This is a genomic window from Pseudomonas sp. Irchel 3H7 (assembly GCF_900187605.1).
Taxonomy (GTDB): domain Bacteria; phylum Pseudomonadota; class Gammaproteobacteria; order Pseudomonadales; family Pseudomonadaceae; genus Aquipseudomonas.
In genome coordinates, this window is sequence record NZ_FYEA01000009.1 from 135,175 (window position 1) to 148,417 (window position 13,243).

Below are 13,243 nucleotides of genomic sequence, written 5' to 3' on the forward strand. Positions count from 1 at the left end.
GGCCGCGAGGCGGCGTCAGTGACCACGTAGGACCTGGGCAACGGTCGTAACGTTGTGGGCGAGGTGCAGCGGATTGATCGTGCCGACAATAGCACTGGCCACGCCAGGCTGTGCGAACAGCAATTCGAAGCTGGCACGCACCGGGTCGACGCCCGGGCTCAGGCAGACATGACCGCTGGCCAAGGCTTTTTTCACCAGAATGGCTTTGCCGTGGACAGCAGCATAGTCAATGACAGCTTTCTCGTTTTGTTCGTTCAGATTGTAGGTGACCATTGCGCAGTCACCTTGCTCCAGTGCCTTGAGGCCACCTTCGACGGTTTTTCCGGAAAAGCCGAAGCCGCGAATCTTGCCTTCGGCCTTGAGCGCCGCGAGGGTGGCGTACACCTCTTCGTGCTCGAGAATTGCCATGTCGTTGCCGTCGGAATGCACCAGCACCAGGTCGATAAAATCGGTTTCAAGACGTTGCAGGCTGCGTTCCACCGACATTCGTGTGTGTGCTGCACTGAAATCATGGCGCGACAGACCATCGGCAAACTCTTCGCCGACCTTGCTGACGATTACCCAGTCCTGACGCTGGCCACGCAGCAGCGGGCCGAGACGCTCTTCGCTGCGGCCATAGGCCGGGGCGGTGTCGATCAGGTTGATGCCCAATTCCCGCGCCTGACGCAGCAGCATGCGCGCTTCGTCGTCGCCGGGAATCTGAAAACCGTTGGGGTATTTCACGCCTTGGTCACGGCCGAGTTTGACCGTGCCCAGACCCAGTGGCGAAACCATCAGGCCGGTGCTGCCCAACGGTCGATGAAGGTCGTGCAGATTGGCAATGGTCATGGCAGCAGTTGCTCCCAGGCGGGAACGCCCATGGGTGGTTTTGGCAGCGCCGGCAAAGGTTCGGCGGCTTGCGGCTGGATGCCGTCGCGCTCGAGAGAGGCGATGACCCGGTCAGCGAAGTCCGGTGCCAGCGCCAGTTTGGTTGGCCAGCCGACCAGCAAGCGCCCCTGCTCGGCGAGAAAGGCGTTGTCCGGGCGTGTCAGCCCGGTTTGCAGTGGTTCGGCACGGTCAACCCGCAGGGTCGCCCATTGCGTGGCGCTGAGGTCGATCCACGGCAGCAACTGTGCGATCTCTTTCTGCGCGGTGGCGATCTGCTCGGCCGGCTCGCGGTGCACGCCTTCGCTTTCGGCGATGTCGCCGCCCATGTACCAGACCCACTGACCGTCAGCGGCCGGGTGCGTGGTCACGGTGATCCGCGGTTTGCTGCCGCCACCCAGGCAGTGGGCGTACAACGGTTTCAGGCCCGGGCCTTTGGCGAGGATCATGTGCAGCGGCCGGCGTTGCATGGCCGGCTGGCTCAGACCGAGGTCTTCAAGCAGTTGGGCGGTACCCGCGCCGGCGCTGAGGACGATGCGCTGAGCGCGAATCTCGCGGCCGTCGACTTGCAACCCGACCAGCACGCCCGCTTCCAGCAGCGGCTCGATGGTTTGCCCGGCGAGCAGGCCATCGCCGGCCAGATCGGCCAGACGCTGGATCAGGCTTGGCACATCCACGACCAGTTCGGCGAGACGATAGACCTTGCCCTTGAAGCGCTTGTCTTGCAGGGCTGGCGGCAGTTGCTCGCCCTTGACCTGATCAACGCGGCCGCGCACCGCTTTGCTGGCGAAGAAACTGGTGAGGTTGCCGGCGAGGGTCCCCGGCGACCACAGGTAATGGGCCTCGGACAGCAGGCGCACACCGGACAGGTCGAGCTCGCCATTGCCGGCCAGCGCTTCACGCCAGCGGCGCGGCATGTCGGCGATGGCTTCCGAGGCGCCGGTCAGAGCACCGTGCAGCGCGTACTTGGCGCCGCCGTGGATGATGCCCTGGGATTTAACGCTTTGCCCGCCGCCGAGGCTGGCACTTTCCACCAGCACGGTCGAAAAACCCTGGCGGCGCAGACGCGCGTTCAACCAGAGGCCGGCGACACCAGCGCCGACAATCAGAACGTCGGTGGAAATAACGGATGGCATGCAACGACCTCAGTGTTCAAGACGAGGGCGCAGTATACAGACTCGGGAAAGGGGCGGATTTGTCGATGATCAACAGGCCGAACACAAATCCAAATGTGGGAGCGAGCAGGCTCACTCCTACAAGGGAATGTGGTTGGGCTTTAGTGCCCGGCAGTTTTCGAGAACAACTGGATCACGACGACGCCCAGCACGATCAACGCCATCCCCAGCATCGCCGGGATATCCAGTTTTTGCCCGTAGATAAACAGCGCCGCGACGCTGACCATCACAATGCCCATACCCGCCCAGACCGCATAGGCAACGCCGACCGGTACGGTGCGCACCACCAGCGTCAGCATCCAGAACGCAATCGCGTAGCCGACGATGACCAGCACTAGCGGCAGGGGGGTGCTGATGCCTTTGACGGCCTTCATCGATACGGTGGCGATCACTTCGGCGCAGATGGCAATGGCCAGGTAGGCGTAGGCGTTCATGGTTCAGATCCTCAATGTAAAACGTTGCTTGCTGAGGCGGCATTCTAGTGATTCACCAGATGGGGTAAAGTCATTACCTATCTGTTCTGAAGATGGGTTGGCGAATCAGCATGCAGTGGAATCTGGATCAACTTCGGGTGTTTGTCGATGTGGCCGAACATCGCTCGTTTTCCGCCGTGGCGCGCCAGCAGCGCAAGGCGCAATCGGCGATCAGCAACGCTGTTGCCATGCTTGAAGATGATCTGGGCGTGAGCCTGTTTGAGCGTAGCAGCGGTCGCCAGCCAAGCCTTACTGAAGCGGGCGAAGCATTGCTCGAAGAAGCGCGGGAAGTCCTGCGCCAGTGTGAGCGTCTGAATGGCCGGGCGATGGCAATGATGCGTGGTCAGGAAGCGCAACTGCGCGTGGCCCAGGACGAGGCGATGCCCTATCAGGCGCTGGTGGAAAGTTTCGGTGAACTGGCCGAGCAATTCCCCAGCCTTGAAGTGCAACTGACCAGCGCCGCGCAAGGCGAGGTCGCGCGAAAACTGGTCGAACGTCGCGCCGACCTCGGCCTGCTTTTCTATCACGATGAAATCCCCGAAGCCTTGGAGCGCCGCGTCCTCGGCAGCGTGGAGATGGTCACGGTCTGTGGCATCAAGCACCCGCTGGCGGCGCAGTCCTATGTGACCTGCCAACAACTGGCGCAACACCGACAATTGCTGATGTCGACGCAAACCAGCGTCTATCCCGGCAACGAGCCGGCCAGCCCGCAGGTGTGGCGCGCCGACAGTTTCTACGTGATGTCCGAATGGCTGGTGCGCGATCTGGGCTGGGCCTGGTTGCCGCGCCATGTGGTGCAGTACTCGGCGTATCAGGGCTTGATGGTTGAACTCGACAGTGAGTGGACGCCGCCGGCGCTGGTGGTTGAGCTGGTCTGGCGCCGCGACGAACCGCTCGGCCCGGCCGCGCGTTGGCTGGCCGAACGTTTTGCCGTGCACTTGCGGGCGATCGGTGGCAAAAGTCGATAAACTCCGCCGCCATGAATAGAACTCTCTACACCGCGCTGTTTTACCTGGGGCTGCCATTGGTGGCGATTCGGCTGTGGCTGCGGGCGCGCAAGGCGCCGGCGTATACCAAGCGGATTGGCGAACGTTTTTCCTACGGCATGCCGAGGTTGCAACCCGGCGGCATCTGGGTGCACGCGGTATCGGTGGGCGAAAGCATCGCTGCCGCACCGATGATCCGCGCTTTGTTGCAACGTTATCCACAGTTGCCAATTACCGTGACCTGCATGACCCCGACCGGGTCGGAGCGGATTCAGGCGCTGTTCGCCAACGAGCCGCGCATTCAGCATTGCTATCTGCCCTACGACTTGCCGTGTGCGGCGTCGCGTTTTCTTGATCGCGTTCAGCCCAAGCTTGCGGTGATCATGGAAACCGAGTTGTGGCCTAACCACATTCATCAGTGCGCCAAGCGTGGAATTGCGGTGGCGCTGGCCAACGGACGTTTGTCCGAGCGCTCCGCACGCGGCTATGGCCGCTTCAGCAAGCTGACCGCGCCGATGCTGGCCGAGATGAGTTTGTTCGCCGTGCAGACCGAAGCCGAAGCCCAGCGCTTCCGCGATCTGGGTGCGCGTGCGGAAACAGTCGAAGTCACCGGTTCGATCAAGTTCGACCTGACCATCGACCCGCAACTGCTGCAACGCGCGGCCGAACTGCGCGGGCAGTGGCAGGCGCTGGAGCGCCCGGTGTGGATCGCCGCCAGCACCCACGAAGGCGAAGACGAAGTGGTGCTCGATGCCCATCGCCGCTTGCTGACCAATCATCCGGATGCCCTGCTGATCCTGGTGCCGCGTCACCCGGAACGTTTCAACTCGGTGTTCGAACTGTGTCAGCGCGAAGGTTTTGCCACGGTGCGACGCTCGACCGCAGCTCAGGTCGATGCAAAGACTTCAGTACTGCTCGGCGACACCATGGGTGAATTGTTGTTTCTCTATGCCTTGGCGGACAGTGCGTTTGTCGGCGGCAGCCTGGTGCCTAACGGTGGGCACAACCTGCTGGAGCCGGCAGCCTTGGCCAAACCGGTGATCAGCGGCCCGCACCTGTTCAACTTCCTCGACATCGCCGCGCAAATGCGTGAAGCCGGAGCGTTGGCCGAAGTGGATGATGCCGAAGGGCTGGCGGTGGAGGTGCAGCGCTTGTTCGAATTGCCGCGTGATGCGCAGCGTATGGCCGACGCCGGGCTGGCGGTGATGCGCCGCAATCAGGGCGCGTTGCAGCGCTTGCTGGATGGCTTGGGAAGATTGATCAATTAAGCAAAAAGATCGCAGCCTTCGGCAGCTCCTACATTGGAATCCGTTTCCTGTAGGAGCTGCCGGAGGCTGCGATCTTTTGTTTTTAAGGCTTAAGGCCGGGCCTTGAGCTGCGCCTCGGCGGCCTTGGCCAGATCCGGCGGGAGGAAATCCTTGTCTGGGTTGTAATCGGCCTTCAGATACCGCCGCAGATCTTCCAGGTCACCCGGGTTCAGTGTCCCCGCCGCCTGCTTCAAACGCAGGTTGTCGAGGATGTAGTCATAACGCGTGTTGTTGTAATTGCGCACCGAGGTGTACAGCTGACGCTGCGCATCGAGCACGTCAACGATGTTGCGCGTACCGACCTGATAACCGATCTCGGTGGCTTCCACTGCGCTCTGGTTGGAAATGATCGACTGACGACGCGCCTGCACTTGCTCGACGTCGGTGTTCACCGCACGGTGCAGGTTGCGGGTGTTCTCGACGATCTGCCTGCGTAGGGATTCGCGCTGTTGTTCGCTCTGATTCAGTTGCTCATACGACTGGCGCACTTGCGAGCTGGTCAACCCGCCGCTGTAGATCGGGATGTTCAGTTGCAAGCCGACTGTGCTCTGCTCGACGTTGCCGTGATAAGGCGTGCCGAACGAGTTCGGATTGGCAAATCCCAGCGCATCGTTGTCACCCTTTTCGTATTTGGCCACGGCGTCGAGGGTTGGCAAATGGCCGGCCTTGCGCTGCTTCAACGTTTCTTCGGCCGAGCTGACGGCGAAGTTGCTCGCCAGCAGGTTAAGGTTCTGTTTCGCCGCTGTGTCGACCCACGCCTTGGCATCGTTCGGCGCCGGCGGCAGGATCGGCAGCGTATGGACGATGCCCTGAATCGAGTTGTACTGGCGGTTGGTCAGGGTGATCAGCGCTTCGAAGGCATCATCGACCTGACGCTGGGCAACGATGCGGTTGGCCCGTGCGGTGTCGTAACTGGCTTGCGATTGCAGCACGTCGGTCTTGTCCGACAGGCCGACATCGAAGCGCTCGTTGGACTGGTCGAGCTGGCGCTTGAATGCGGCTTCTTCAGCCTTGGTCGAGGCCAGGTTGTCCTGGCTGCGCAGCACGTTGAAATAGCTTTCGGCCGATTGCAGGATCAGGTTCTGCTCAGTCGCCGACAGTTGCAGCGCGGCTTGCTCGTTGACGTCCTTCGCGGCCTGGTACTGGAACCAGCGATCGGCGCGGAACAATGGCTGGGCCAGAGTCGCTTGATAAGAGTGAGCGCTGCGATTGGCAGTGGCCGAGGGTTGATCGATCGACGTGCGCACATTGGCCACTTCGGCACCGCCCGACAGGTTCGGCAGCAGACCGGCGCGGGCCTGTGGCACGACTTCTTTCTGCGCACCGTACTGAGCGCGGGCGGCGGCCAGGTCGGCATTGTTGTCGACCGCTTCCTGATAGACGCTGACCAGATCGGTTTTGGTCGACAAGGGCGCTTCTGCTGCCCAGGCCATTGCGTTGGACGCACAAGACACGGCAACAGCCAGTGAGAGTTTGCGCAGCATGAGGCGATCCCTAGCATTAATATTATGGAAGTAATCCGGGCGCCAAAGGTAAGGCGCAAGCCCCGCAGCGTCAAGGCGTGGCGGGGCAAAGCGAGTGTAGTTGCGCAAATCGATCACAACAATCGGCCCAACCTGTGTATTTGCGCCATTCATCATGGTGTTTGCTGCGGTGTTGGCGTTCTTTGCCGGTTGTGTCTAGACTGGCCGGGTTCTTGTCGGGGTGCCTTGCTATGAGGCTGAGATCGAATAATTTCGGATCCCGTTGAACCTGATCAGGTTAGCGCCTGCGTAGGGAACAAGATTTCTCGTCACCCGGCGAGTCCTCTTGTGCTTCGTCCGGGAAATTGTTCGACAATCGAACGCTCGACGACGATGCACAGCACCGGTCCTGGTGCGTCCGTGCCTTTCAGGTTCTGCTCCGACAATCCACTGCCTGGATGCTGTCTGGAGAGCCCGTGATGACTACAAAATCAAAAAACGCGATCAACCTGAGTGACTCGGCCAAGGTCGACGAGCAATCGGTCAAGCCGTTCACCCGTTCGCAAAAAGTCTACGTTCAGGGCTCGCGCCCGGACATCCTCGTGCCGATGCGCGAAATCACCCTTGATGTGACCCCAACTGACTTCGGCGGTGAAATCAACGCACCGGTCACCGTTTACGATACCTCGGGCCCCTACACCGATCCGAACGTGGTGATCGACGTACGCAAAGGCCTGGCCGATGTGCGTTCGGCGTGGATCGATGACCGTGGCGACACCGAGCGCCTGGCGGGTCTGAGTTCCAACTTTGGTCGCGAGCGCCTCGCCGATCCGGAACTGACCAAGCTGCGCTTTGCCCACGTCAACAACCCGCGCCGCGCCAAGGCTGGGGCCAACGTCACGCAAATGCACTATGCGCGTAAGGGCATCATCACGCCCGAGATGGAATTCGTCGCCATCCGCGAAAACATGAAGCTTGAGGTGGCCCGCGCCGCCGGCCTGCTGGATCAGCAACACCCGGGTCACAGCTTCGGCGCCAGCGTGCCGAAAATCATCACCCCTGAATTTGTCCGTGAAGAGATCGCCCGTGGCCGCGCAATCATTCCGGCCAACATCAACCACACCGAACTGGAACCGATGATCATCGGCCGTAACTTCCTGGTGAAGATCAACGGCAATATCGGCAACAGCGCGTTGGGTTCGTCCATCGAAGAAGAAGTGGCGAAACTGACCTGGGGCATTCGCTGGGGCGCGGACAACATCATGGACTTGTCCACCGGCAAGCACATTCACGAAACCCGCGAGTGGATCATCCGTAACTCGCCGGTGCCGATCGGCACAGTGCCGATCTATCAGGCGCTGGAAAAAGTCGGCGGCGCGGCCGAAGACCTGACCTGGGAGCTGTTCCGCGACACGCTGATCGAGCAGGCCGAGCAGGGCGTCGACTACTTCACCATTCACGCCGGCGTGCTGCTGCGTTACGTGCCGCTGACCGCCAAACGCGTGACCGGTATCGTTTCCCGTGGCGGTTCGATCATGGCCAAGTGGTGCCTGGCGCATCACAAGGAAAACTTCGCCTACACGCATTTCGAAGAAATCTGCGAAATCATGAAAGCCTATGACGTCAGCTTCTCGCTGGGTGATGGCTTGCGTCCGGGGTCGATTGCCGACGCCAACGATGCTGCTCAATTCGGCGAACTGGAAACCCTCGGCGAACTGACCAAGATCGCCTGGAAACACGACGTGCAAACCATGATCGAAGGCCCGGGCCACGTGCCGATGCAGTTGATCAAAGAGAACATGGACAAGCAGTTGGAGTGCTGCGATGAGGCGCCGTTCTACACCCTCGGCCCGCTGACCACCGACATTGCGCCGGGCTACGACCACATCACCTCGGGTATCGGTGCGGCGATGATCGGCTGGTTCGGTTGCGCGATGCTCTGCTACGTGACGCCGAAGGAACACTTGGGTCTGCCGAACAAGGATGACGTGAAGACCGGGATCATCACTTACAAGATCGCCGCGCACGCAGCGGACTTGGCCAAAGGGCATCCGGGCGCACAGATTCGCGACAACGCCTTGAGCAAGGCGCGTTTCGAGTTCCGTTGGGAGGATCAGTTCAACCTGGGTCTGGATCCGGATACCGCGCGTTCGTATCACGATGAAACCCTGCCGAAGGATTCGGCGAAGGTCGCGCATTTCTGTTCGATGTGCGGGCCGAAATTCTGCTCGATGAAGATCACTCAGGAAGTCCGCGAGTATGCGGCCAACCAGCGGATCGACGCGGTCGACGTGGACGTCGCCCAAGGCCTGGCGGAACAGGCCGAGCGGTTCAAGAAGGAAGGCAGTCAGCTGTACAAAAAGGTTTGAGCCCGTACTGATCGTTCCCACGCTCTGCGTGGGAATGCAGCCCGTGACGCTCCGCGTCACTGGTCCCTAGAGGCATTCCCACGCGGAGCGTGGGAACGATCACAACAAGTGTCCCTCTGAGATAACACCCTTGAGCATTCAACCCAGCACTTATTCCCCCGACCTCGCCGTACCCGCCGACAAGCGTGTGTTCGGCGGTCGCGATCTGTTTTCCCTGTGGTTCTCCCTCGGCATCGGCCTGATGGTTTTGCAGACCGGCGCATTACTCGCGCCAGGTCTGGGCCTGTCCGGTTCGCTGCTGGCGATTTTCCTCGGCACGTTGGTCGGCGTACTGTTGCTGGCCGCCGTTGGCGTGATCGGCAGCGACACCGGTCTGTCCTCGATGGCCGCGCTGAAACTCAGCCTCGGCAGCAAAGGCGCGAGCCTGCCGGCGCTGCTCAACCTGCTGCAACTGATTGGTTGGGGCTCGTTCGAAATCATCGTCATGCGCGACGCTGCCAGCCTGCTCGGCACCCGCGCGTTCAGCGAAGGTTCGCTGTGGTCGAACCCGGTGTTGTGGACGCTGTTTTTCGGCGCGCTGGCGACCTTGCTAGCGGTCAGCGGGCCGCTGACTTTTGTGCGGCAGATCCTGCGCAAGTGGGGCATCTGGCTGCTGTTGGCGGCGTGCCTGTGGCTGACCTGGAACCTGTTTGCCAAAGCCGATCTGGCCGATCTCTGGTCGCGTGCCGGTGACGGTTCGATGCCATTCGCTGTGGGCTTTGACATTGCCATTGCGATGCCGCTGTCGTGGCTGCCGCTGATCGCCGACTACTCGCGATTCGGCAAGCGTGCGAAGAATGTTTTTGGTGGCACTGCGGTCGGTTTCTTTATCGGCAACTTCTGGCTGATGAGCCTTGGCGTCGCTTACACGCTTGCGTTCGCGCCGAGCGGTGAAGTCAATGCGTTGCTGCTGGCACTGGCCGGTGCAGGTCTGGGCATTCCGCTGTTGCTGATTCTGCTGGATGAGTCGGAAAACGCCTTCGCCGACATTCACTCGGCAGCGGTTTCCAGCGTGATTCTGTTGCGCCTGAAAGTCGAGCATCTGGCCTTGGCCATTGGCGTGATCTGCACGCTGATCGCCCTGCTGGCGCCGTTGGCGCAGTACCAGAATTTCCTGCTGCTGATCGGCTCGGTGTTTGCGCCGCTGTTCGGCGTGGTGCTGGTGGATCACTTCATCCTGCGCAAGCGCAGCGCTCAGGTCGCTTCGGCGGCATTGCGCTGGCCGGCGTTGTTAGCGTGGCTGGGTGGTGTGAGCACCTACCACTTGCTGGCGAATCTGTATCCGGATGTCGGCGCAACCCTGCCGGCGCTGGTGCTGGCAGGGCTGTTGCAACTAGTGCTCGGCCGGGCCTTCAGTTACGGCCGGGAAACAGCTCGGGCTTGAGAATGCCGTTCAGACGCGGATAAGGAATCTTCAGTTCGACGTGGCCCAGCGCGTAAGGCGCGATGGTGGTCACGTCGTACTTGAGGATCACGCCGCCATAGGTCAGCGCCACGTTCGGGGTCTTCACGAACGGCCAGTTCGCCACGAACTCCGGCTCCTGATCGAGCTTGGTGCTGATCAACCAACTGTTGTGCGCGACCTGCGCCGCTTTCCAGAACGCCTCTTCCTGACCCGGCACGAGCATGTCGGACAGGTTCAGCACCTTGTGCTGCTGGCGCGAATAGTTGATGAAACCGCGCCCCGGGGTGCCATGCGCACCGCCGGTGTCGAGGTAGCTCGACACCTCGATGATCACCAAGCCGTCATGCTGCTCGCGTACTTTCGCTTGCAGGTAGCTGCTGTTGCGCGGGCCGGCACTGGCCAGAAACTGCTCGCGATAGGCCGCCAGGGTTGGCGCTACCTGGGCGTTTTTCTCGGTGCGGGTCATTTGCAGCAGGCGTTTTTCGATGATGCCGTCCAGCGCAGGTTCGGCCGGGAAGCGCAGGGTGTCGATGTTCACCAGTGGGCAATCAGGGTTGGAACAGCCCGGTTTCAGTTGTTCCGATGCATCGCGGGTGGTTTCCAGCGGCGTGCGGTAGTTGGGCTGGAACAGGCTGGCGCACGCACCCAGAGTCAGGGCAATGGCGGCCACGGAGGCAATTTTGAAAAGCGACATGGGCGTCCTTTCGAAAGCAGGGGAAGGCAAAAAGATATCCGCTTCGACTCTCGCAGAAGCAGTCAGTTCGCCACTAAGCTAATTAGAGTGGGTTTCGCCTCCACCGTCCATCCCGCTGACGGTAAAGGGGCTGCATCAAACGGTGCGGGCGCGTTAGGATGGCGCGAAGTCGAGGTTGCCAGTAACAAGCGGCAACTCGTAATGGATCTGCAGTAAAGAGGATGCTCATGACTGATTTTGCCAACGCCATTCCGACCACCGTCGACGTCGTGCGACGCGAGCGCTGCTACGAGGGTTTTTACAAACTCGACCGTTTGCACCTGCGTCATGAATTGTTCGCCGGTGGCATGAGCCGCGAGATCAACCGTGAAGTCTTTGTACGCCACGATGCCGTGTGTGTGCTGCCTTACGATCCGCAGCGCGACGAGGTGGTGTTGATCGAGCAGTTTCGCGTCGGCGCCATGGGCAAGACCGACAACCCGTGGCTGGTCGAACTGGTCGCTGGTCTGATCGACAAGGCCGAAGTGCCGGAAGAAGTTGCTCACCGCGAGGCGCAGGAGGAAGCTGGGCTGGACATCAAGGCCCTGTGGCCGATGACCAAGTATTTCCCGTCGCCGGGCGGCAGCAACGAGTTCGTGCATTTGTATCTGGGGCGTTGCAGCACTGACGGCGTTGGCGGCCTGCATGGCCTGGAAGAAGAGGCAGAAGATATCCGCGTCACGGTCTGGGCCTTTGAAGATGCCTTGCAGGCCGTCCGTGACGGTCGCATTGCCAACGCGGCGAGCATCATCGCTTTGCAGTGGCTGGCGCTGAACCGCGCCGAAGTGAGGGGGTTATGGTCGTAAACAAGCTGCGCGATCGTTATCGAGTCGACCTCGCGGGGCTGCAAGCCGCCTGCGAGGCCAACTACGCGCGCCTGATGCGACTGCTGCCGGACATGCGCAACGAGCCCGAGGCGCGGCGCATCGCCGTGACCCAGGGCGAGCAGATGCTCGGCGTGCTGGCCCTCGAAGTGCTGCAAACCTGCCCATACACCACAACGTTGCAAGTGCGTCAGGAACACAGCCTGCCGTGGCTGCCGGTGCCGCAACTGGAAGTGCAGGTCTATCACGACGCGCGCATGGCCGAAGTGGTCAGCGCCGAACATGCACGACGCTTTCGCGGCATCTATCCTTACCCGAACGCGGCCATGCATCAGCCAGATGAAAAGGCCCAGCTCAATCTGTTCCTGGGGGAATGGCTGAGTCATTGCCTGGCGTTGGGGCACGAGTACGAAGTCGTACGCTAGTTGTGAACTGCGTCCGGTTCGGCAGTTTCCTCTTTCAGTGATCCCCCAGCATAATTGCGCCACTATCGATTCCGTGCTTTTGCCTTGGGAGAGCGCCTTGCCGAGCGTATCCACGTTGACCTCCGCCGATTCGCCGCTGCTGGTGCAGTTGTCCGACAGCCATCTGTTCGCTGAAGCGCACGGTACGCTGCTGGGCATGAACACCCGCGAGAGCCTGCAACGAGTGATCGAGTTGGTGCTGGAGCAGCAGCCGCAGATCGACCTGATTCTGGCCACCGGCGATATCTCGCAGGACGGCACGCTGGCGTCGTATCAGCAGTTTCGCCAGATGAGCGCGCAGATCGCTGCCCCGGCGCGCTGGATTCCCGGCAATCACGACGAACCGATGATCATGGCCCAGGCCGCCGTGCAGAGCGCGTTGCTGGAGTCGGTAGTCGATATTGGTAACTGGCGGGTGACGCTGCTGGATTCGGCGGTGCCGGGTTCGGTGCCGGGGTATCTTCAGGATGATCAATTGCAGCTGCTGGCCCGCTCCCTGAGCGAAGCGCCGGAGCGCCATCATCTGGTTTGTTTTCATCATCACCCGGTGTCGATCGGTTGCGCGTGGATGGAGCCGATTGGTTTGCGCAATCCCGAGGCGTTTTTCGAGGTGCTGGATCGTTTTCCACAGGCTCGCGCGGTGTTGTGGGGGCATGTGCATCAGGAGATTGATCGTGAGCGCAATGGCGTGCGCTTGATGGCTTCGCCTTCGACGTGCATTCAGTTCGAGCCGGGGAGTGTGGACTTCAAGGTGGGGGAGCAAGCGCCGGGGTATCGCTGGTTGCGGTTGTTGCCGGATGGGCGATTGGAGACTGGCGTGGAACGTGTCACCGGATTTGCTTTTACCGTTGATTACGGTTCCGAAGGTTACTGATTTTCGATCAAGAGCCCCTCACCCCAGCCCTCTCCCAGAGGGAGAGGGAGCCGACCGAGGTGTATTGCGTCATGCGCCGACCTGAAATACCGAGTCGATTATGGATTCGCCCAATCACTTTCAGGTCGGTGTAGTTCTTGAATATTCCCCATTCAGTCCCCTCTCCCTTTGGGAGAGGGCTAGGGTGAGGGCCGCCCCTGCTGAATAACCAATTTCTCGAAACCACCCCCAATCCGCTCTTCTCTCCCTGTAAACTCCGCAAACCCA

The 13,243-nt window shown here is 61.0% G+C and carries 12 protein-coding genes and 1 riboswitch; of the genes, 7 read left to right on the plus strand and 5 right to left on the minus strand.

The annotated features are described in order from the left end of the window. Positions 1–15 precede the first annotated feature (15 nt). From CKW38_RS18280 to CKW38_RS18290, 3 genes are all read right to left on the minus strand, one after another. On the minus strand, positions 16–828 hold the full coding sequence (locus tag CKW38_RS18280) for an aldo/keto reductase (protein ID WP_007915728.1): 813 nt from the start codon (positions 826–828) through the stop codon (positions 16–18). Further along, positions 825–2,000, minus strand: a complete 1,176-nt coding sequence (locus tag CKW38_RS18285; protein ID WP_095113477.1) for an FAD-binding oxidoreductase — start codon at positions 1,998–2,000, stop codon at positions 825–827. The genes CKW38_RS18280 and CKW38_RS18285 overlap by 4 nt, the downstream gene beginning before the upstream one ends. Positions 2,001–2,140: 140 nt before the next feature. After that, positions 2,141–2,473 (minus strand): multidrug efflux SMR transporter, encoded by a 333-nt coding sequence (locus CKW38_RS18290; RefSeq protein WP_007915730.1) that lies wholly within the window; start codon positions 2,471–2,473, stop codon positions 2,141–2,143. A gap of 104 nt (positions 2,474–2,577) precedes the next feature. Here CKW38_RS18290 and CKW38_RS18295 point away from each other — a divergent pair, with 104 nt between their 5' ends. Both CKW38_RS18295 and waaA read left to right on the plus strand, forming a co-directional pair. Next, positions 2,578–3,480: a LysR family transcriptional regulator gene (locus CKW38_RS18295; protein WP_176472350.1), complete on the plus strand. Its 903-nt coding sequence runs from the start codon at positions 2,578–2,580 to the stop codon at positions 3,478–3,480. An 11-nt stretch (positions 3,481–3,491) separates the two neighbouring features. Then, positions 3,492–4,766: a lipid IV(A) 3-deoxy-D-manno-octulosonic acid transferase gene (gene waaA, locus CKW38_RS18300; protein ID WP_007915732.1), complete on the plus strand. Its 1,275-nt coding sequence runs from the start codon at positions 3,492–3,494 to the stop codon at positions 4,764–4,766. A gap of 89 nt (positions 4,767–4,855) precedes the next feature. Here the strand turns inward: waaA and CKW38_RS18305 are convergent, their stop codons facing one another. Beyond that, positions 4,856–6,289 (minus strand): TolC family outer membrane protein, encoded by a 1,434-nt coding sequence (locus CKW38_RS18305; RefSeq protein ID WP_007915734.1) that lies wholly within the window; start codon positions 6,287–6,289, stop codon positions 4,856–4,858. 206 nt (positions 6,290–6,495) lie between these two features. Continuing rightward, positions 6,496–6,601: riboswitch (TPP riboswitch) on the plus strand. A 146-nt stretch (positions 6,602–6,747) separates the two neighbouring features. Between CKW38_RS18305 and thiC the strand changes: the two genes are divergently transcribed. After that, a complete protein-coding gene (gene thiC / locus CKW38_RS18310) occupies positions 6,748–8,637 on the plus strand; it encodes a phosphomethylpyrimidine synthase ThiC (protein ID WP_095113478.1) in 1,890 nt (629 codons plus the stop codon). 130 nt (positions 8,638–8,767) lie between these two features. Beyond that, entirely contained in the window at positions 8,768–10,060 is a 1,293-nt protein-coding gene (cytX, locus tag CKW38_RS18315; RefSeq protein ID WP_095113479.1) for a putative hydroxymethylpyrimidine transporter CytX, read from the plus strand. Here cytX and CKW38_RS18320 read toward each other — a convergent pair. Further along, positions 10,029–10,775 (minus strand): RsiV family protein, encoded by a 747-nt coding sequence (locus tag CKW38_RS18320; protein WP_007915753.1) that lies wholly within the window; start codon positions 10,773–10,775, stop codon positions 10,029–10,031. The genes cytX and CKW38_RS18320 overlap by 32 nt on opposite strands. A 227-nt stretch (positions 10,776–11,002) precedes the next feature. Between CKW38_RS18320 and CKW38_RS18325 the strand changes: the two genes are divergently transcribed. The 3 genes from CKW38_RS18325 (at position 11,003) to cpdA (ending at position 12,976) form a co-directional block, all read left to right on the plus strand. Further along, complete coding sequence (locus CKW38_RS18325) at positions 11,003–11,620, plus strand: NUDIX domain-containing protein (RefSeq protein ID WP_007915755.1); 618 nt, start codon at positions 11,003–11,005, stop codon at positions 11,618–11,620. After that, positions 11,611–12,063, plus strand: a complete 453-nt coding sequence (locus CKW38_RS18330; RefSeq protein ID WP_095113480.1) for a DUF1249 domain-containing protein — start codon at positions 11,611–11,613, stop codon at positions 12,061–12,063. Before CKW38_RS18325 ends, CKW38_RS18330 begins: the two co-directional genes overlap by 10 nt. Before the next feature lie 97 nt (positions 12,064–12,160). Continuing rightward, complete coding sequence (gene cpdA / locus CKW38_RS18335; protein ID WP_095113481.1) at positions 12,161–12,976, plus strand: 3',5'-cyclic-AMP phosphodiesterase; 816 nt, start codon at positions 12,161–12,163, stop codon at positions 12,974–12,976. The last annotated feature ends 267 nt before the right edge of the window (positions 12,977–13,243 follow it).